At 47.2% G+C, this 19,790-nt stretch carries 21 protein-coding genes and 1 pseudogene; 9 read left to right on the top strand and 13 right to left on the bottom strand.

The window, feature by feature from the left end; genetic code table 11:
• Nucleotides 1–203: 203 nt before the first annotated feature.
• From Q1Q15_RS07745 to Q1Q15_RS07730, 4 genes are all read left to right on the top strand, one after another.
• Nucleotides 204–485, top strand: coding sequence for a hypothetical protein (locus tag Q1Q15_RS07745; RefSeq protein WP_300458194.1), 282 nt, complete (start codon nucleotides 204–206; stop codon nucleotides 483–485).
• Between the two features lie 75 nt (nucleotides 486–560).
• Entirely contained in the window at nucleotides 561–1,097 is a 537-nt protein-coding gene (locus Q1Q15_RS07740) for a hypothetical protein (protein ID WP_300458192.1), read from the top strand.
• A 101-nt stretch (nucleotides 1,098–1,198) separates the two neighbouring features.
• Nucleotides 1,199–1,735, top strand: a complete 537-nt coding sequence (locus tag Q1Q15_RS07735; protein ID WP_300458191.1) for a hypothetical protein — start codon at nucleotides 1,199–1,201, stop codon at nucleotides 1,733–1,735.
• Between the two features lie 171 nt (nucleotides 1,736–1,906).
• On the top strand, nucleotides 1,907–3,136 hold the full coding sequence (locus tag Q1Q15_RS07730) for an argininosuccinate synthase (RefSeq protein WP_300458190.1): 1,230 nt from the start codon (nucleotides 1,907–1,909) through the stop codon (nucleotides 3,134–3,136).
• 49 nt (nucleotides 3,137–3,185) lie between these two features.
• Here the strand turns inward: Q1Q15_RS07730 and gpt are convergent, their stop codons facing one another.
• Nucleotides 3,186–3,668: a xanthine phosphoribosyltransferase gene (gene gpt / locus Q1Q15_RS07725; RefSeq protein ID WP_300458189.1), complete on the bottom strand. Its 483-nt coding sequence runs from the start codon at nucleotides 3,666–3,668 to the stop codon at nucleotides 3,186–3,188.
• Between the two features lie 180 nt (nucleotides 3,669–3,848).
• Between gpt and Q1Q15_RS25460 the strand changes: the two are divergent.
• Nucleotides 3,849–3,953, top strand: a pseudogene (locus Q1Q15_RS25460) (dual CXXC motif small (seleno)protein); the annotation flags it as partial.
• A 62-nt stretch (nucleotides 3,954–4,015) separates the two neighbouring features.
• On the opposite strand, the gene Q1Q15_RS07720 reads toward Q1Q15_RS25460, so the two are convergent.
• The 4 genes from Q1Q15_RS07720 to pspF form a co-directional block, all read right to left on the bottom strand.
• Nucleotides 4,016–4,699, bottom strand: coding sequence for a methylenetetrahydrofolate reductase C-terminal domain-containing protein (locus Q1Q15_RS07720; protein ID WP_300458187.1), 684 nt, complete (start codon nucleotides 4,697–4,699; stop codon nucleotides 4,016–4,018).
• A 10-nt stretch (nucleotides 4,700–4,709) separates the two neighbouring features.
• Nucleotides 4,710–5,099 (bottom strand): 4Fe-4S binding protein, encoded by a 390-nt coding sequence (locus tag Q1Q15_RS07715; protein WP_300458185.1) that lies wholly within the window; start codon nucleotides 5,097–5,099, stop codon nucleotides 4,710–4,712.
• A 32-nt stretch (nucleotides 5,100–5,131) separates the two neighbouring features.
• Nucleotides 5,132–5,611, bottom strand: a complete 480-nt coding sequence (locus Q1Q15_RS07710) for a 4Fe-4S dicluster domain-containing protein (RefSeq protein ID WP_300458182.1) — start codon at nucleotides 5,609–5,611, stop codon at nucleotides 5,132–5,134.
• A gap of 252 nt (nucleotides 5,612–5,863) precedes the next feature.
• Nucleotides 5,864–6,943, bottom strand: coding sequence for a phage shock protein operon transcriptional activator (pspF, locus tag Q1Q15_RS07705; protein ID WP_300458180.1), 1,080 nt, complete (start codon nucleotides 6,941–6,943; stop codon nucleotides 5,864–5,866).
• Between the two features lie 250 nt (nucleotides 6,944–7,193).
• On the opposite strand from pspF, the gene Q1Q15_RS07700 reads away from it, so the two are divergent.
• The 4 genes from Q1Q15_RS07700 to Q1Q15_RS07685 all read left to right on the top strand — a co-directional run bounded on the left by Q1Q15_RS07700 (nucleotide 7,194) and on the right by Q1Q15_RS07685 (nucleotide 9,546).
• On the top strand, nucleotides 7,194–7,877 hold the full coding sequence (locus Q1Q15_RS07700) for a PspA/IM30 family protein (RefSeq protein ID WP_300458178.1): 684 nt from the start codon (nucleotides 7,194–7,196) through the stop codon (nucleotides 7,875–7,877).
• Nucleotides 7,878–7,913: 36 nt separating this feature from the next.
• Nucleotides 7,914–8,165 (top strand): phage-shock protein, encoded by a 252-nt coding sequence (locus Q1Q15_RS07695; RefSeq protein ID WP_300458176.1) that lies wholly within the window; start codon nucleotides 7,914–7,916, stop codon nucleotides 8,163–8,165.
• Nucleotides 8,162–8,602 carry an envelope stress response membrane protein PspC gene (gene pspC, locus Q1Q15_RS07690; protein WP_300458174.1) on the top strand — a complete coding sequence of 147 codons (441 nt, stop codon included), beginning with the start codon at nucleotides 8,162–8,164 and terminating at the stop codon, nucleotides 8,600–8,602. The genes Q1Q15_RS07695 and pspC overlap by 4 nt, the downstream gene beginning before the upstream one ends.
• 146 nt (nucleotides 8,603–8,748) lie before the next feature.
• A complete protein-coding gene (locus tag Q1Q15_RS07685) occupies nucleotides 8,749–9,546 on the top strand; it encodes an alpha/beta hydrolase (protein WP_300458173.1) in 798 nt (265 codons plus the stop codon).
• A gap of 164 nt (nucleotides 9,547–9,710) precedes the next feature.
• Here Q1Q15_RS07685 and Q1Q15_RS07680 read toward each other — a convergent pair whose 3' ends face one another.
• The 8 genes from Q1Q15_RS07680 to Q1Q15_RS07645 all read right to left on the bottom strand — a co-directional run bounded on the left by Q1Q15_RS07680 (nucleotide 9,711) and on the right by Q1Q15_RS07645 (nucleotide 19,778).
• Nucleotides 9,711–10,688 (bottom strand): dipeptide ABC transporter ATP-binding protein, encoded by a 978-nt coding sequence (locus tag Q1Q15_RS07680; RefSeq protein WP_300458172.1) that lies wholly within the window; start codon nucleotides 10,686–10,688, stop codon nucleotides 9,711–9,713.
• A complete protein-coding gene (locus Q1Q15_RS07675; protein WP_300458171.1) occupies nucleotides 10,681–11,652 on the bottom strand; it encodes an oligopeptide/dipeptide ABC transporter ATP-binding protein in 972 nt (323 codons plus the stop codon). Before Q1Q15_RS07675 ends, Q1Q15_RS07680 begins: the two co-directional genes overlap by 8 nt.
• A 23-nt stretch (nucleotides 11,653–11,675) precedes the next feature.
• A complete protein-coding gene (gene dppC / locus Q1Q15_RS07670) occupies nucleotides 11,676–12,575 on the bottom strand; it encodes a dipeptide ABC transporter permease DppC (RefSeq protein ID WP_300458170.1) in 900 nt (299 codons plus the stop codon).
• Nucleotides 12,576–12,584: 9 nt separating this feature from the next.
• Nucleotides 12,585–13,595, bottom strand: a complete 1,011-nt coding sequence (locus Q1Q15_RS07665; RefSeq protein ID WP_300458169.1) for an ABC transporter permease subunit — start codon at nucleotides 13,593–13,595, stop codon at nucleotides 12,585–12,587.
• 82 nt (nucleotides 13,596–13,677) lie between these two features.
• Nucleotides 13,678–15,273 carry an ABC transporter substrate-binding protein gene (locus Q1Q15_RS07660; RefSeq protein WP_300458168.1) on the bottom strand — a complete coding sequence of 532 codons (1,596 nt, stop codon included), beginning with the start codon at nucleotides 15,271–15,273 and terminating at the stop codon, nucleotides 13,678–13,680.
• A gap of 189 nt (nucleotides 15,274–15,462) precedes the next feature.
• The gene (gene hypD, locus Q1Q15_RS07655) at nucleotides 15,463–17,823 is read right to left on the bottom strand and encodes a trans-4-hydroxy-L-proline dehydratase (RefSeq protein ID WP_300458167.1); all 2,361 of its coding nucleotides are present in this window, start codon (nucleotides 17,821–17,823) and stop codon (nucleotides 15,463–15,465) included.
• A 148-nt stretch (nucleotides 17,824–17,971) separates the two neighbouring features.
• Nucleotides 17,972–18,781 carry a GAF domain-containing protein gene (locus Q1Q15_RS07650; protein ID WP_300458166.1) on the bottom strand — a complete coding sequence of 270 codons (810 nt, stop codon included), beginning with the start codon at nucleotides 18,779–18,781 and terminating at the stop codon, nucleotides 17,972–17,974.
• Nucleotides 18,782–18,923: 142 nt separating this feature from the next.
• On the bottom strand, nucleotides 18,924–19,778 hold the full coding sequence (locus Q1Q15_RS07645; RefSeq protein ID WP_300458164.1) for a dihydropteroate synthase: 855 nt from the start codon (nucleotides 19,776–19,778) through the stop codon (nucleotides 18,924–18,926).
• Nucleotides 19,779–19,790 lie beyond the last annotated feature (12 nt).

The following is a 19,790-nucleotide window of genomic DNA, read 5'->3' as shown; positions in this document are numbered from 1 at the left end:
GCAGCTTTAGACCCGAAATATCTGGAGGAAGTCATGTTCGGCTGACCATTGCCAGTTACCAAGACCATAGGGACCTTATAATATTTACTTGCGTTGGCCCTGCTGGAAGCCGGGGTTGAGTTGACATTCTTTCCATGAATATGTAATCCTGAACAATACACAACTAAAAAATTTTTATCTTTTTAGATCAAATGGAGGTGATCATGAATGACCAAGAAATTTGCAGGGACATTAATTCCCATACCGTCAAAATCACCCTGGTGGATGGCACTCAAATAAACGCCTGTGTCAATTTAGATCGAGATCCAGGCTACAGCAGATTAAGCGATTTAATCAGCAGCGAACGCGAACCTTTTTTAATCCTGATGAATCCGACGATTTATAAACCCGGCCTTGAAAATCCGGAAAAATACGAGACCTTGTTCATTAACAAAGAATACATTCTGTGGGCTACCCCGGAAATTTCACTGCCGGAAGATGAATAAAATGGCAAAATTTGCGCCCATGGACAAGACCGGTTCCACTTTAGAAGCATTACGGGCAGATCAAGGCTTGTGTCCATGCCTTTTTTTGATACGGCAGGGATTCTGGCCCGGGACAGGGAAACAGCAACGTTCCTTTTTGAGCAGAGCCCTACTTTTTCCAGGGAATCAAACATTTCTGGAATGGAACTGCGACAGGACAGGCCGTTGAATATTCCGGACATGACAATTAAAGGGGCGGTTCCGAAAGTTTATCACGCAAAGGTGGAATTGCGCATCCGTATTTCCGGATCACAGCAAAACATTATGGCCGGTTTCAAGTCAAAACTCAGAAGCCAGATTTACAAAGGCAAAAAAAACGGCCTGACCTGGAACATCGGGAAAAAAACTGCTGGACCCTTTCTACAGGATGGGGGGATACAAAAAACATTAAGTAATTTTGGTATTCAGTATGTGACCCTTGTCTTTAATAAGGCAAAACTCTATTCCAGGCCCCAGTCTGAAAAAATTGCCGGCGCAACAGCACTGCCCGTCATCCGGCCCGCAGAAACCCCGTTTTTAAAACTTCACATTCCCCGGAGAACGAATAAGATATGGTTAAAGCCTTTCCTGTGATGATAAACCGGCAACCATTCCTGTTTTAACCGTTCCTTTGATTTGACTTCCATGCTATGATAGACGGGCATTGTAATCCCCTTAAACAAAGGAATAATCCTATGGACCTTGATAACCCTGAAGCAAAAGCCTATTTATTTGAACTGTATACCATGACCCAGGGCGACCCTGAAGCACAGGTCTCCATGTATGATGTGGGGGCGACCCTGGGCCTGGAAAAGACAGACGCCGGGACAATGGCGGAAGACCTTTTTATTCAGGGGTTTGCAGAACTCAAAACCCTTTCCGGCGGTATCGGCATCACCCGTCAGGGATTGGACGTACTGCAGGTGGAGGGGGTTCCAAGCCCTGACAAGACCGTCTTGAAGCTGGGCACCGGTCCGGTTCTGGAAGATCAGGACCAAAAAAACGTGGAACAGGTTCTTCAAGATATCAAAACGGGTCTGGCCCTGCTCAAACAACCCTATGCCCAACTGGCGGAAATAGTGATGGACATCAAAACCATTGAGGTCCAGATGCTGTCTCCCCAACCCAAGACAGCTATCATTCGGGAAGTATTGCGATCTTTGCACCAGAGCATGGCCCCAGCCGGTCCCAAAGACCTGGCAGCAAAAATAAACAGCCTGATCACAACCTGAATACCGATCCCGGTCAAACCCGTGATCATCCATTCCCCTTGCACGGGTCTAGGTTGTTTCAGATCTTGTGTGGCCGCAATGAGATTCCCGTTGACTATTTGACTGTTTTTCTTCATTAATAGGCCATGATATTTGAACTAAATTGGAATTAAAGAAAATAAAGGAGATCCAATGTCAAAAGGAAAAGTTGTTCTGGCCTATTCAGGAGGGCTTGATACCTCTGTTATTTTAAAATGGCTGCTGGAGCAGGGGTATGAAGTCTTCGCCTATATGGCCAACATCGGCCAGAAAGAAGACTTCCAGGCTGCAGAACAAAAAGCACTGAAAATCGGTGCATCCAAAGTCTTTATCGAAGACATGAGAAAAGAGTTTGTCACCGATTATATCTTTCCCGTGTATAAAGCCAACACCATCTATGAAGGGCGATACCTTTTAGGAACAGCCATTGCCCGGCCCATTATTGCAAAAAAACAAATAGAGATCGCCAAACAGGTGGGGGCCGAATATGTTTCCCATGGCGCAACCGGCAAAGGCAATGATCAGGTCAGGTTTGAATTGTCCTATTATGCATTAAACCCCCAGATCAAAGTGATTGCCCCCTGGAAAAACACGGCGTTTTTAGACACCTTCAAGGGAAGAACCGACCTGCTCGAGTATGCTGAAAAGCATGGTATCCCCACCAAGCAGTCCGCATCCAAGCCCTATAGTGAAGATGACAATCTGCTGCATATTTCCCACGAAGCCGGCATCCTTGAAGACCCGGGTCATGAATGTGAGAACAGCATTTATTCCCATACGGTCTCCCCGGAAGACGCACCGGACACCCCCACAAAAATCAAAATCGAATTCAAGGACGGCATCCCGGTCAAGGTCACCCATCTTGAAAACAACACCGTTAAAACCGATCCCCTTGAACTGTTTGAATACCTCAATGAACTGGGGCGGGAAAACGGAATTGGCCGGCTGGACATGGTTGAAAACCGGTTTGTGGGCATTAAATCCCGGGGCGTGTATGAAACCCCCGGGGGCACCATTCTCCTGGAAGCCCACAAAGATATTGAAGGCATTGCCATGGACCGGGAGGTCATGCGGCTTCGCGACATGCTGTCTACCAAATTAGCAGAACTGGTATACAACGGGTTCTGGTTCAGTCCTGAAATGGAATTCCTCATGGTGGCCATTGATAAGAGCCAGGAGGCCATTGATGGTGAGGTCACCCTCAAGTTGTATAAAGGGACCGCATACCCCATTGCACGAACAAGCCCCTCATCCCTGTATAACCAGGACCTGTCCTCCATGGATATTGAAGGGGGGTATAACCAGGAAGATGCGGAAGGATTTATTAAAATCAATGCCATTCGCCTGATGGCCCATAGAAGTATCATCAACAAAAAAAGCTGATTTAAATCCCTTCCCGGGAGTCAAACGTGACCTCCCGGGAAGGGTTTGTCTATTTCCCGGCAATGGGCGCTACAAATTGAGACTCTGAATCCCATGGAAAGAGGATCCAGGTATCCTGGCTGACTTCGGTCACATAGGCATCTACCAGGGGTTTACCGGCCGGTTTGGCATATACGGTTGCAAAATACGCTTTCGGCAGCATTTTCCGGACAATCCGGGCCGTTGAACCCGTATCCACAAGATCATCAATAATCAACAGTCCTTCCCCGGACCCCTCCACCTGCTTCAGGATTTTGGTCTCTCCCTGGTGCTGCCAGTTATAACTGGTAATGCAGACGGTATCAATATGATGAATCCCCAGTTCCCGGGCAATGACAGCCGCAGGCACCAGGCCGCCCCGGGTGACAGCGACAATGCCGGTCCATGCGTCTTCCCTGTCATGGAGTCGCCACGACAGGGCTTTTGAATCCCGATGAAGCTGCTCCCAGGAAATGGGATAGCTTCGGTTGTATCTGTCCTTATTTTTATCCATTTATTTTCAAGGCCCCCTGTTATCCCTGCTGTATTGTTTTGACTTTTATCCTGTTTGGCTTTATTTTAGCCACACAATACTAAAAAATAAAGGATAAAAATATTGAGCGACATCAAAAAAAAGTGCCTGAACTGTGGCGGAGATCTAACCATCAAAAGAACCTGAACAAACGTTTATTTTTGCTGCAGGTCCTGCACAACAAAATACCCTGAAGACAAATATAAAGACCTCATGGATGATTATCTTGAAGAAAAACTGGCCAATGTTCCCATAAACCGATTGTAACGGGATAAAACCCCATATCCTTTGAAGCAGTCAAAAGATCCTTCAAAGGGGTTGCACCAGGGTTAAAACGGCGTTTCCCCCGGATGGATAAGCTGCCTTGGGCCTCCGGAACCTCCGGGACTCCAGTTTTTCAGTTCACTGATTTTTTCATAGTTATCCAGTTTGCCAAGCGCTTTTAGACGCTCAACAATCAGGTGCCAGGCACATTCAACCTCCCGGCCCATGGAAATACTAATTTCGCATAACCCGTTTGATGATCCGCCGCAGGGTCCGTTAAGCAGCCGCTTGGCACATCGGGCAATGGGACAGATGCCACCGGTCAAGGCCAGAAGGCAATCCCCACATCCCACACATTTTTCATTAAGGATGCCGGGTTGATCCAATGCGCCCATAAACGTGGTGTTTAATGCCGGCAACACGGGAATGCCTTTAAATGCATCTGCCATGGTTTGAACACCCGCACCACATGCAAGGGACAAAATGGCATCTATCCCTTCAGGAAGGTCAAAAAACGGTTCAATCCAATCCCGTTCGCATTGCCGTTCCAGCATGCTGGTTTCAAACAGATGAAGGGGTTTACTGTCTTTAAATGCATGGGTGAGGGCTTCCGTCATTGATCTTGCCGCCCTGTCACCGCCGGTAAGGCTGACGGCCACACAGGTTTGACATCCGACGACCAGGACATTGTGATATTCGTTTACCGATGCTATAATCTCTTCAATGGGTTTATTTTCGCCGACTATCATACATCATCTCCTATTGGGAAACTTTCTTGGAGGCAAGGTTTTTCCATACACTTACAGGTTCTGACCCTTTATGATCCGGGCACAAGGCCTCAATGGTTTCATGCGTCTTCCCGGCAACCGAGTCACCCAGGCTTTTCGTATAAATGGGTTCGCCGCACACCTTGCAATGAACCAAATCCAAGGTTGTCACCAGATCAAAATTACCGGTGAGCAAGACTTTAAATTCAATGGCATCCTGGGGGCAGATCCGCCAGCAATGGCCACATCTGGCACAAAGAGACATATTATGCAGTATCTTTCGCTTGTTTCCCTGATCAAAATAATTCAATGCGCTTGCCGGACAATTTTGTACACAGGCCAGGCATCCATTGCAGTTCTCATTCACTTTAAAAAAGGACATATCCGTATCTCCTTAAAATTTTCCTGAGGCCTTTAATGTTTTTCCATACGGGCCAGTTTTCCTGCCACATGAACCATATTGGGATATTTAAGCATTTCAACATCCTGGTATACAATGGCACCAGGTTCACACACTTTCACACATTCGGGTTCACCGCCGCACAGGTCACATTTATAGGATTTGGCCTTTTGTTTATCCAGTTTCATCGCGCCAAAAGGGCAGGCGGTCACACACATACCGCATCCCACACATTTTTGACGATCAATCAAAACCAGATTCAATTCGTCATCATGATAGATTGCGTCTTTGGGACAAGCGGAAAGGCAAGGCGGATTTTCGCATTGCTTGCAGGCGATGGGGAAAAAGAAATCATCGTCTTCCGCATCTTTCAAGATGCGGATACAGGACAGGCCAGGGCTGGTTAAGCTTTTATGGGTATTAATGCATGCAGTTTCACAGTCGCCACAATTATTGCATTTGTCGGGGTGGATTATAAGCGTTTTAACATCCATTAGCAGATATCTCCATTCTTATCATCTCAACCTTGTGAAAGGCATTGAATCGATTGGTATTGAACACAAAGCCGTTCATCATTATGAACATGATACCGGTCATGATACATGATGAAAAAGGGGGGGTCAACTTCTTTTTAAGGGGGCTTGAATTATCCCTAAACACCCTTCAGAACTATGTTTCCACTGTTTTCAAGACATTCATCCCCCGATGGTTTCCGTTCATCATAATGAACATGGAAGGGGAACGGGTCACATCCTGCCGGCATGCTTTTTCCGGATACCTCGAAACTGATCATAGGACAGCCCAAGGCTCTGGGCTGCCTTTTTCTGGTTAAATCGACACGATTTCAACGCCCTTGACACCAGATAATATTCCAACTCACCCATTGCCTGCTTAAATGATTTTTCCTTGAGAAGTTTATGCAGGACCGCCCCCTCTTCCAACGCGGTTTCTCCCCGTATCGACGAAATTTCCGGTCCCTGCCCCGTTTTTTTTGAGCCGTTCCTTTTTTCCAGTGTATCCCCATAGGGACAAGTGAAGGGATTAAAGGAAATTTCTTTAATTTCAGGAGTGGGTGATTTATAAACGGCTCGCTCGATCACATTTTTTAATTCCCTGATATTTCCCGGCCATGGATATGCCTCAAGCGCCTTCAACGCCTGGGAAGAAATCTCGGGGATATCCTCCCAGCCAAGTTCAAATGCCATTCTTCCGGCAAAATGATTGGATAGAACCAGTATATCGTCTCGCCGATATCTCAAGGGCGGTACATAGATCACCTCAAAAGAAAGCCGGTCAAGAAGATCTTGTTTAAATTCGCCAGACTGGGCCATGGAAAACAAATCCACATTGGTTGCCGCCACAATCCGAACATCCACATGAATGGACCGGGAGGCGCCAACCCGTTCAAAACTGCCGTATTCCACTACCCTTAAAATCTTCTCCTGAACTTCCATGGGAATCGTCCCGATTTCATCCAGGAAAAGGGTCCCTTCAGAGGCTGTTTCAAAGCGACCGGCCTGCCGCACACCCGCACCCGTAAATGCGCCTTTTTCATACCCGAAGAGTTCGGACCCGATCAATGTTGGTGTCAATGCAGCGCAATTCAATGTAACAAACGGCCTTTGCCATCGCTTGGACAAAAAGTGAATCCGTGACGCGGCAAGCTCCTTGCCCGTACCACGCTCACCCAGTATCAAAACCGGCCGCTCAATGGGGGCCACCTTTGATATTTGTTCCTGAAAATCAATAAAGGCCTCGGACTGACCCAATGCTTCCGGCAGTGACGCTTCTTTATCCATCCCCTGGGTCTGGCTTGAAAAACCCATCTTACCTCCTGAAACAAGTGATCAATTTGATGAATAATTCTACTATTTGGCATAAAAAACCAACTAATGGCAAAAAGTACCATGCCAGTCCAACGGTTGTCAATACCATAACCCGCTAAAATCACAGATCGTTTCGTATATATAACCTGCCTGGCACGTTAAATGCTATTTATCCAACCAGATGAGAGGCAGTAACCACTTGATAGGACATGAGGTCAGAAAACAACCACAAATCAAAGGAGAACATAAAATGGGAATTTTTACACGATTTAAAGACATTGTTGCATCCAACATCAATTCAATGCTCGACAATGCAGAAGATCCAGAAAAATTAATCAAACTAATGATCCGGGAAATGGAAGACACATTGATTGAAATCAAATCTGCCTGTGCAAATGCCATTGCCAATCATAAAAAGGTGCGTCGGTTCCTGGACGACATCCAGGAAAAAGAGGCGATCTGGATTCAGAAGGCTGAACTGGCTGTAAAAAAAGGAAAAGATGCGCTGGCCCGACAGGCCCTCCAGGAAAAAAGACGGTATACCCGGAGAGTTGAAGGTGTTGAGATCGAATTAACCGAACTGAACGTGATCATCGAACAATACCGGGAAGATATCCAGGCCCTTGAAAACAAACTCAAATCTGCCCGGGAAAAGCAACGGATGCTGGTTCAACGACATATCCGGGCCAAAGGCAAAAAAAGAGCCCAGGAAGAAATCCGGCGTGCCGACAGTGCCGAGGTGATGCAGAAATTTGAAGAGTTAGAACAGCAGATCGAAAGGATGGAAGCCGAGGCAGACCTGGTGAACTATGGCAGACATTCAGCATTGGAAGGCCAGTTTGACGCCCTGGAAACGGATGACGAAATCGAAAAAGAACTCAGCAGATTAAAGTCCTCCCAATCTTTAAAAAACGATGATACAACAGATGCATAAACCATCCACATTCAAGCAAAGGGGAGTAATTGTATTATGATGGGCGCACTTATCGTAGGCATCTGCATTGGCGGGGCAATCCTCTTAATCGCCACCCTTGGATTGATTTTGATCGGCATCATCAGGGCTTCCAAAACAGGGGGACTGTCCCAAAAAGACAAACAGACCCAGACACAGGAAACCAAAATGATCCAGGACATATATCATGGATTGTCAAAAATGGAAGAGCGGGTTGAAGCCCTGGAAACCATTCTCATTGAGCGACAAAAAAAGGAGTTTCACAAATGAGACGACGGTATGGACATAGACGAAACGGTCACTTTGAAAACTGCAAACGTCAGTATAGCGGGCTGAAAAACAGATTTGAAAGCCTGGCATCAAGCAGGGGGATCTATCGGTCCAGAAGGGGCATCTTCATGGGCGTGTGCCGGGGGCTTGCGGATTATTTCAATGTCAGCGTTTTCTGGCTGAGATGTATCACCCTTGTTTTATTTCTTTTTACGGGTTTCTGGCCCATCGGTGTCATGTATATCATTGCGGGACTGCTGCTGAAAATGGAGCCGGTTTCCCCTTTGCACGATGAAAAAGATCAGGAATTTTATGATACCTATACCCATTCAAGGCAATCGGCCATCCAGAGAGTTAAAAGAAAATTTGAAAATATTGAACGCCGCATCCAGCGGATGGAAGATACGGTCACGTCAAAGGAGTTTGACTGGAAATAAGGCGGCACCCGTATTTTTTTTTCCATGATGATTCCATTGCAAGACGGGCAGAAAAATGGGTATAAAGGGAAGCTTTTATGTCAGCCTTCAGGCTGAGAATACTGTTTTTTTTGAGATTAAAACATGACGTTTCAGGAGACAAAAAATTGGATATAACACCCGGATATACGGTTTGCGGTCAGGGGCCTGCAACGGTTTTACTTCACAGTTCAATGAGTTCAAAAGACCAGTGGAAACCCTTAATTTCTTTGCTGGCCGCCAAGTTCAAATTCATATCCATTGATCTGTCAGGCTATGGTGACAATGGCCTGCCGTTAAATCACCAGACATTTTCCACCGAGGACGAGGTTCGTCTTGCACAACGCATTATGACAAAAGAAATGGGCAACGAAACGCCCTTCCACCTGATCGGCCATTCCTACGGGGGGGCCATCGCGTTAAAGCTGGCCGTAAAAATGCTTGACCGGGTCAAAACCCTGACATTGTTTGAACCTGTCACATTCCATCTGCTGCCGCCAGAGGAGGCTGCCCATAAAGAGATTACAAAAATTCGCGAGCAGTTCACCCATGCCTTGATAGAAAAGGACAAGGCCGTTGCCACGCAATTGTTTATCGATTACTGGTCAGGGAAAGAAACCTTTACAAACCTGGTCCCCAAAAACCAGGCCCTGTATATTCGATATATTGAAAAAGTCCTGCTCGATTTCCAAGCCCTGTTTAATGAATCATTGACACTGGAAGACTACTCCGGCATTCATATTCCCGTGTGCATGATCAAAGGAGAAACAAGTCCCCTGTCCTCTCTTCAGGTCTTCCGGATACTGGAACGTTCGCTTCCCTACCTTTCCAGTTATTCTGTGCCGGGGGGGCATATGGCGCCCATCACACATTTTAAAACAGTCAATACCATCATAGAAAAGTTTTTAATCTCCCAGGCCTACTGATAAAGGGGTCATTATTAATAACTCAACTTTCGGACTTTAGCTTTAATCGACGGGGTCTGGCTTTTTTTATTGTACTTTTTATCACTATTTCATAACCAGACGGGTAAAAAGTGCCATAAGGAAAGCCTGACCCCATGTAAAAATGACCAACTCCGAAAGTTGAGTTAATAAAATTTTTCCGCATGGTGGCAGGCCACACTTCTTTGGCCAACCCATCTGAGTTCAGGTGCATCCGTCGTGCAGATATCGGTCATATGGGCACACCGGTGATGGAAGGTACATCCCGGTGGCGGATTCAAAGGAGACGGAATTTCTCCTGACAGAATAATCCTGTCCTTTCTGAAACTTTTATCCACATGGGGGGTTGCAGCCAGCAATGCCATGGTATAGGGATGAAGGGGATGATCAAAAATAATTGTTTTCTCCCCCTGCTCCACGGGACGACCAAGGTACATCACCATGACATCATCGGAAATCAGGCGAACCACGCTCAAGTCATGGGAGATAAACAGGTAGGCCAGGTTCATCTCCTCCTGGAGGTCCATGAGAAGGTTCAAGGCCTGGGCCTGGACTGAAACATCCAGGGCAGATACGGGTTCATCCGCCACCACCAGGGCAGGATTGAGCATCAAGGCCCTGGCAACGGCAATCCGCTGTCGCTGGCCCCCAGAAAACATGTGAGGATACCGGGAATACTGGTCCGGACTTAATCCCACCTTTTCCATGATCGCCAGCGATTTCTCCCGCCGCTGGGCTTTGTTCAGGCGGGTATTAATCTTAAGGGGTTCCTCCAGGATGGCACCCACTTTTTTCCGGGGATTTAGAGAGCCATAGGGATCCTGAAACACGATCTGCACTTTTTCTCTCAATGCTTTCATTGCTTTAGGGCCCGAGGTGACTGCATTGATACCATCCACTTCAAAATCCCCGGAAGTCGGCCGTTCAATCATGGTGATCAGCCGCGCAAGGGTAGATTTACCACAACCCGATTCCCCCACCACTGAAAACGTCTTGCCCGGCTGAATGGTAAAAGAGGCACCATCCAGTGCTTTCAAGGTTGCTGAAGTTTTGAAAAACATCCCCTCTTTAACGGTGTAATATTTTTTAAGATCTCTGGCGGTTATAATTGTGTTTTCAATCATACTGGGGGACTCCGTTTAGCAATGGGAAGTGACACCTGAACGCACTATCGCCTTCTTTGGTATAGACCGGGGCCGTGGTTGAACACTTCTGTCTGGCAAACCGGCACCGGGGATGGAAAAGACATCCCGTCGGCCTGTCGTATTTCCCCGGCACCACACCCGGAATGGTCGGCAGCCGGGTGGCATTCACATTCCGCTCCGGCAGTGAGCCCAGTAAGGCATCGGTATAGGGGTGTCGGGGAGCCGTAAAAATATGGTCTGCCGTGTTTTTCTCAACCACCTGACCGGCATACATCACCACCACATCCTCCACCGTTTCAGCAATCACTGCCATGTCATGGGTGATAAGGATCAGGGCCATGTTATTTTTCCGCTGCAGGTCAATCAAAAGATCCAGGATCTGGGCCTGGATGGTCACATCCAGGGCCGTTGTGGGTTCATCTGCAATAAGAAGGGTTGGGTTACAGGCAATGGCCATGGCAATCATAACCCGCTGGCTGATACCGCCGGACAATTGATGGGGAAAGCTTTTCATCCGCTCTTCCGGTGCCGGGATACCCACCTGTGTTAATAGTTCAATGGCACGCTGCCGCTGGTGCTTTTTTGATCCACCTTCATGGACTTTTATGGCTTCTGTCAGCTGGAACGCCACCGTAAAACAGGGATTCAGACTGGTCATGGGTTCCTGAAAAATCATGGCAATCTCTTTTCCCGTGATCTGTCGCTTCTTTTTCTTTGACAGGCGCAACAGGTCATGATCGTTGAACGAAAGCGTATCTGCTTCAATGATGCCGGGATAGGGGATCAATCCCATCAATGCCAGTTGGGTCACACTCTTTCCAGACCCGGATTCCCCCACGATTCCCAAAACTTTTCCCCGGCCCAGAGACAGGTCCACATCTCGCACTGCCTTGAATCCATCAAAATCAACAGATAAATTTTTTATTTCTAATACTTGCGTCATAATTTTTTCTCAAATGGTCATGTTTACCGCTTCATTTTTGGATCAAGTGCATCCCGAAGACCGTCACCTGCCAGGTTAAACGCCAGTACGGTCAACAGAATGGCCAGCCCGGGAAAGGTCACGACCCACCAGGCACGTTGAATAAACTGCAGGGCATTGGCAAGCATCGCCCCCCATTCAGGGGTTGGCGGCTGGGCCCCCATGCCCAGAAACCCCAGGGCAGCGGCATCAAGAATCGCCGTTGAAAATCCCAGGGTTGCCTGGACAATCAACGGGGCCATGCAATTGGGAAGCAGGACGACAAACATCATTCGAAAAGGGCCTGAACCGCATACCCGTGATGCGGTCACATAATCCTTGTTTTTTTCCGCCATCACCGATGCCCGGGTCAGCCTGACATAATGGGGCAACACCACAATAGCGATGGCCAGAATGGCATTCTGAAGACTGGGCCCCAAAATGGCCACAATGGCCAGGGCAAGCAAAAGACTTGGCAGGGCAAGAATAATGTCCATAAGCCTCATGACAAGAATTTCATAAAACCCACCCAGATACCCCGATGTTATCCCCAGAATAATACCAGCGGCAAGGGACAGTGTCACCACAATAACCCCGACCAAAAGGCTTAATCGCGCACCATGGATCAGCCGTGACACGATATCTCGTCCCACGTCATCCGTGCCGAGAAAAAATTTGCTGCTGCCGCCATCCATCCACACCGGCGGCTGCAAAATGGCATCCCGGTATTGGTCAAAAGGGTTGTGGGGGGCAATAACATCTGCAAAAACGGCCAGAAGGATTGCAAACACAATAAAATATAAGCCGATGACCGCGCCCTTGTTCTCGCTGAAATATACCCAGAATTCTTTTAACGGATGGGGGGGAGGTGCTGCGTCCAGGTGTTCCATGATAGTGTCACTCATCTTAACGTCCTAACGGGTATACCGAATACGGGGATTAATAATCCCATACAGGATATCTACCCCTAGATTCACAAAAATAATTAATGTGGCGATAATAAGTATCCCCCCCTGGATGGCCGGGTAATCCCGTCGGTTGATGGATTCAAGAATCCATTTTCCCACGCCGGGCCAGGCAAAAATCGTTTCCGTCAGAATGGCACCGGCCAGAAGAACCCCTGTTTGAAGGCCGATAACCGTAATGACCGGTATCATTGCATTTCTTAATGCATGGACCAGGATAACACGGTTTGGGGTCAGGCCCTTGGCTTTGGCTGTTCTGACATAATCTTCCTTGAGAACTTCCAGCATGGAAGACCGTGTCATCCGGGCAATAACGGCCAGGGGAATGGTGCCAAGAACAATGGACGGCAGGATCAAATGACTCAGGGCGGATTTAAAGGCCCCGGGTTCATCAGACCGCAGGGTATCAATGAGCATAAAACCCGTATCCACATCAATCCAGAAAAGGGCGGACAACCTCCCTGAAACAGGGGTCCACCCCAAGTGGACTGAAAAAAACAGGATCATTAACAGTCCCCACCAGAAAATCGGCATGGAATAGCCGGTAAGGGATGCCCCCATGACGGTATGGTCAAAAACCGTCCCCCTTTTCACCCCGGCGATAATGCCGGCCGGAAGTCCCACCAGGATCGCAAAAATCATGGCGCAGGTCGACAGTTCAAGGGTGGCGGGAAACAGCGTTAAAAATTCTTCCAAAATGGGTTTCTTGGTGACAAAGGACCGCCCCAGATCGCCTTTAAAAACGCCACCAATATATTTGAAATATTGCACATAAAGGGGTTTATCCAGACCCATCTCCACTTTCATGGCGGCATGCCGGGCAGGATCGATCCCTCGCTCTCCGGCACGCAGTTCCACTGCATCACCGGGAATCAAATGAATCAGGGAAAACGTCAGGAGGGTCACGCCAATAAAGGCGGGAAAGATATCAAGCAGTCGTCTAAAAAAAAATTGAATCATGATGGCATCACATTCATATAGTAAGAAGGGCGGTGCTGCAGTCAGCTGCTGCACCGCCGTTAATCATTCAACCGACCCTTGATTATTTCAGATCTACACCGTAAAAAACGTGTCCGCCAAAGGGATCAATTTTGAAATCAACCACTTGTTTGCTCATGGGTTTGTATACAATTGAATGGGCAATGGTAACCCAGGGGGCCTGTTCTTTGAAGATAACCTGGGCTTGTTCATAAAGTTTTGTTCTTTCTTTGATGTCTGATACCTGTTTCGCCTTCATGAGAAGATCATCAAAGGGTTTATAGCACCATTGTGCCCTGTTGGAAGCGCCCACGGCATCGCACCCTAGGAGAACCGCCAGGAAATTATCCGGATCACCATTATCACCGGTCCATCCGAGAAGAACGGTGGAATGTTCACCATTCATGGAGCGTTTGAGATATTCCCCCCATTCATAGGAGATGATTTTGGCTTTAACACCGACTTTTGACCAGTCTTCCTGGATGATCTCAGCCATTCTCCTGGCATTGGGGTTGTAGGGACGCTGTACCGGCATGGCCCAGATATCCGTCTCAAACCCATTGGGATATCCTGCTTCAGCCAATAATTTTTTTGCGCCGGCAACATCATAGGGATAATCTTTTACCTTATCATTATACGACCAGATGGTGGGCGGGATGGGATTTTTAGCAATTTTACCCGAATCCTGGAATACGGCATCAATAATGGCCTGTTTGTTAATGGCCATGCTCAATGCCTGACGAACCTTAACATTCTCAAATTCTTTTACGGTAACATTAAATGCAAGATACCCCACATTCAACCCTTCCTGTTCCATCAGCTGGATGCTGGCATCTTTTTTCATGGCTTTAATATCCGCAGGATTGGGATAAGGCATGAGGTGTGCTTCACCCGCCTTTAATTTGGCATACCGAACCGATGCATCCGGGGTAATGGAAAAAACGAGTTTGTCAATTTTGGCCCGGCCTTTCCAGTATTTATCAAAGGCAATGTATCGGATAGTGGAATCTTTTTGATAGGAAACAAACACAAACGGTCCCGTTCCAACCGGTTTCTGGTCGAATTCGTCAGGGGTTCCGGCCTTCAGCATTTTGTCTGCATATTCTGCTGAATGAATAGAGGCAAAATCCATTGCCATATTGGCAATAAAGGGGGATTCCGGTTTGTTCAAATTAAAAACAACGGTATAGTCATCTTTTTTCTCAATGGATTGAATCAAATCCGGCATGCTCATGCCATTAAAATATTCATAACTGCCACCGGAAATTTTATGGTAGGGGTGGGTCTTATCAAACTGCCGCATGAAAGAAAAGATAACATCATCTGCATTGAACTGACGGGTGGGTGTAAAAAAAGAAGTGGTATGGAAATCAACGCCTTTTCTCAAATGGAAAGTATAGGTTTTACCATCTGCAGAGACATCCCAGGATGTGGCAAGTCCTGGAATAATTTTTGTGGTACCGCGCTCAAACATCGCCAGTTTGTCAAACAACTGCCGGGATGATGCATCAAAGGTGGTTCCGGATGTGTATAGTGCCGGAGTAAAGCCTTCCGGACTGCCTTCCGAGCAGTAAACAAAGGTTTTCGCCTGAACAGATATGGCCACCATACAAAAAAGGACGGCAAGACTTGCGACAGATAAAAATTTACGCCATTTCATCTTTTTTCTCCCCTTAAAAGTAATTAGTAATAAAAAATGTGACAAAGCATTTTATGAATCCATGAAATACAGACCATTTCTTTGTTGGATTCAAAAATTGACAAGATACTTATATCTATTAATACCCGACGGACAAGTCAAGGAAAAAAAGGGGATTTTAACCGCAATCTGTCGACTAGCCTTTTCCATCTAGTAAGTGCTGTGGACTGTCCGGTGTATAATTTCTTCCTGCAGGCCCTGGGTAAGGTCCACAAAATAGTCGGAATATCCTGCTACCCTGACAATCAGATCCGTATACTTTTCCGGATGGGCCTGGGCATCTCTCAGCGTTTTTTCCGATACCACATTAAACTGGATATGATGGCCATCCATTTTAAAATAAGACCGGATTAAGTGCACAAGACCCTGAAACCCGTTTTCATCGGTCAACAGATCAGGTAGAAACTTTTGGTTCAAAAGGGTTCCCCCGGTCCTTAAATGATCCATTTTGCCTGCGGATTTAAGCACAGCAGTGGGACCGTGCCGGTCTGCACCCTGTACCGGAGATATCCCTTCAGAAAACGGTACCCCCTTTTTTCTCCCGTCCGGCAACGCGCCGGTGATTTCACCAAAATACACGTGACAGGTGGTGGGTAACAAATTAATCCGATAGACCCCTCCCCTGGCAGTGGGCTTGAAGGTCACAGCGTCATGGAATACCCCGAACACGCTTTTCATGATATCATCTGCGTAATCGTCATCATTGCCATACTTGGGCGCTTGATCCAGTTGACGAACAAGGGTGTCATGTCCTTCAAAGTTTTTTTCCAGGGCGTTCAACAGCGCTTCCATGGAAACCTGCTGCTGATCATACACATTAAATTTCAGTGAGGACAGACAGTCTGTGATGGTTCCCATACCAACGCCCTGTATATAGGAGGTATTGTATCGCGCACCGCCCTGATTATAATCTTTTGCATTTCCAATACAATCTTCTGTGACAAGGGACAGCAACGGAACGGGCATGTACTTTGCGTTAATCTGTTCAATGATATTGTTCCCTTTGATCTTGATCTTTACAAAATATTCCACCTGCTTTTTATAGGCATCAAAAAGATCCTCAAAGGTTTCAAAGCGTCTCGGATCTCCTGTTTCAAGGCCGATTTGACGACTTGTCAGGGAATCCCACCCATTGTGAAGGGTAATTTCCAGGATTTTAGGCAGATTAAAATAGCCGGTCAGAATATAACACTCTTTTCCAAAGACACCGGCCTCCACGCACCCCGATGCACCTGCGCTTCTCGCATCTTCCAGGGATTTGCCCTGCAGGACCATCTCCTGGAGAATGGCATCGGTATTAAACACGGAGGGCTGACCAAACCCGGTGGCAATAATCTTTAATGCCCGTTTGATAAGCCGGTCCGAATTTTTCCGGGATACCTGGATCATGGAACTGGGCTGTAAAAGCCGCATTTCCTCGATGACGTCAAGGATAAGGTAGGTCAATTCGTTCGCCCCATCCTGGTTCTCCTTTGTGACGCCGCCAAGATTGATCAGGCAGAAATCAACATAGGTATTGCTTTCCTTCGCAGTGACACCCACCTTTGGCGGTGCGGGATGGTTATGGAACTTTATCCAGAGACAGCACAGCAATTCCTTTGCCTGCTCCCGGGTTAATCTTCCGTCTTCTAAATCTTTTTTATAGAACGGATAGAGGTTCTGATCAAACCGTCCCGGATTATAGGCATCCCAGGGGTTCAGTTCCGTGATGATCCCGACATGCAGAAACCAGTAATACTGCAATGCCTCATGAAAGGTTTCCGGCCGATGGGCCGGCACTCTCCGGCAGACCCGGGCCATGGCCTCCAATTCCCTTTTCCGATTTAAATCTGTTGCCTGCTTTGCCCTGTGGTCCAGCACATCCGCATGCCGATGGGCAAAGGCGATCAAGGCATCTGCAGCCATCTCCAGGGCGGTTAAGACCTCCTGCTTTTCAAGGCCCTTGGTATCTTCAAAAAAATCAAGCCTCTCAAGTCCCTGTTGAATGTCGGTCTTCAGGTCATTGAATCCCTTATGATAAATCAACGCCCCGCCCGCCGTGTGCCCTGGGGATCGTTGTTCCTGAAACTCAGTGAAAATCCCGGCGTTAAAAGAATCGATCCACGGGGACTCCATGGCTGTAAATATTTTTTCTCTTATGGTCTTGCCCGTCCAGAACGGGATGATTTTTTCGGCATACACTTGTCTGGTTTCCCGGGAGACCCTATAGGCCACCTTGGGTCTTGAATCCAAAATTTCAAGATCAGCCAGGGAATGCAGACAGATTTCAGGATAGGTGGGCACTGCTTTGGGCTCAGGTCCCCTTTCGCCAACAATCAATTCATCGTCGCCAATATATATTTTTTTATTTTCAAGCACATGTTTGAGGCATAAGGCCCTTTGAACACAAATCGATTTATCCATGCGGACATGGGTCTGATAAAAAGAGGTAACAAGGTCGGCCCTTTCATGGGAGAGGGTCACCGCTTTCTCCCGGGTTTTTTTTCTTAAGCGTGTTATTCGTAACGTCATGGTTATCCCCCAGGGTCTTTTTGTTCGATGGTGGCGCCAAGATTAAGTGTCGCATCTGTTACCGTCAGACAAATCCTGCTTCCCGTTGCTGCCGAGCAGGTATCGCACCAGACGTGTGACCGCCCCGCCTTAAGATAGAACGCTTAAGCTAAACGGTATCCCGGTGAGTTTCAATGGAATTAAACAACATGGCATTTTCAATGGCAATCGCAGCCTGATGGGAAAAGATACTTAATAACAACGCATCGTCTTCTGTAAAACAGGGGCTTTCATTTTTATTGATCACCTCCAGTACGCCGATAAATTTTCGTTTGGATCTCATGGGAACACACAGCAGAGATTTTGTTTCAACGCTGGTCATATCATCAATTCCCTGATAAAATCGAGGATCTTTTCTGGCATCTTCTATCAAAACATACTGCTGGTTTTTTGCCACCCAGCCGGCCACACCAACCCCTGAAGGGATTCTGATATCTTTCAACTCATCTGCATTGGGACCTGTAGGGATACTGAATACCAGCTCCCCGGTGTTATCATCCAGGAGCATCAGGGTACTGGCCATGGCATCGGTCACGATATTGGCATACTTCATAATCAGTGATAAGACATCGATCAAATTAACCGTGGAATTAATAATAAAGCCTATCTGGATAACAAGAGCAAGTTTTTCGCTGCTCAAAAGACGCAACTCCCTGACCTGGCAGTTCTGTATGGCAAGAACTGAATCAAGCATATCTTTTGTGATGTACCCCTTTTCCAGCAAAATCTGTCCCAGCATGGGGACATCCTTGCTTCCCCTCCTGCTTTTCGTGATCAATTCCGCCCGATTCATATGGGATTCAGATATGCTATCAGAAAAAAAACCCTGTTGAATCTGCAGTGCTTCTTCCAACTGCTTTCCAGAAATGATTCCCATACTCTTAAGATGGTCACCCAAAAGATGTGAATTAATATTCATGATAATACCTTTTAAAAATAAATGCTCATTCAATGATACTCCGGAAAAACCTTATTTTCCAATCTATTTTGAATGACATAAGAATACAACAGATACTCTCACAAAACAATTTGAATTTCAGATAAACACACACATGATTTTTTTATGAGCTGTTTCGATTTCTATAATCAGTGATATACCGCATTGAAAATCGATCCCGCCCCAGGATCAGATCCGTTGCCATAATGGTTGCCCCCACATGCAGGGGATTGACTGTGGGACAGGTCACCCCGGCAGAAATGGCCAGGGGAAGAAAGGCTTTGTTGACCTCTATCCGGTTGGGCAGTCCAAACGAGACATTGCTCGCCCCCAGTGTCTGGTTCACCCCAAGCGCTTCATTGATCATCCGAACCGAATCCAGGGTGACGGCTGCTGCCTGGTCATCACTTCCCAGGGCCAGTGATAACGAGTCAATAATGATGTCCTCTTTGGGAATGCCAATCGCCTTTGCCGCGTCAATAATCCGGCAGGCAATTTCCAGCCGTTTTTCTGCTGTTTTCGGGATACCGTCATCATCAAGGGCAAGCCCGATCACAGCGGCATTGTATTCTTTTACCAGGGGAAGCACCTCTTCCAAAGACCGCTTTTCTGCAGAGACTGAATTGACAAGGGCTTTACCCGGGTACAGGTCCAATGCTTTCTTCAAGGCATTGGGATTGTTGACATCAATACAAAGGGGAATATCGGCCACTTCCAGGATGGCCGCAATGGCCCTGGGAAGGATATCCATCTCATTGACATCTTCTGTTACCACATTCACATCGAGAATCTGGGCGCCAGCGGCGATCTGGGCTTTTGCCTCGGCCTTTACAGCGTCCATATCTCCCTTGCGCAAGGCATCAGCCAGTTTTTTCTTCCCCGTGGGGTTGATCCGCTCACCAATCATAATGGTGGGTCCGTTACCACCTATGGTGACTGACGTGTCCTTGTTTGATACGATTGTTTTTAATGTTATCATATGCTGTCACCC

This window comes from Desulfobacula sp., from assembly GCF_030145145.1.
In the GTDB taxonomy this organism is placed as follows: Bacteria; Desulfobacterota; Desulfobacteria; order Desulfobacterales; family Desulfobacteraceae; genus Desulfobacula.
This window is presented reverse-complemented; position numbering and strand designations above follow the sequence as displayed.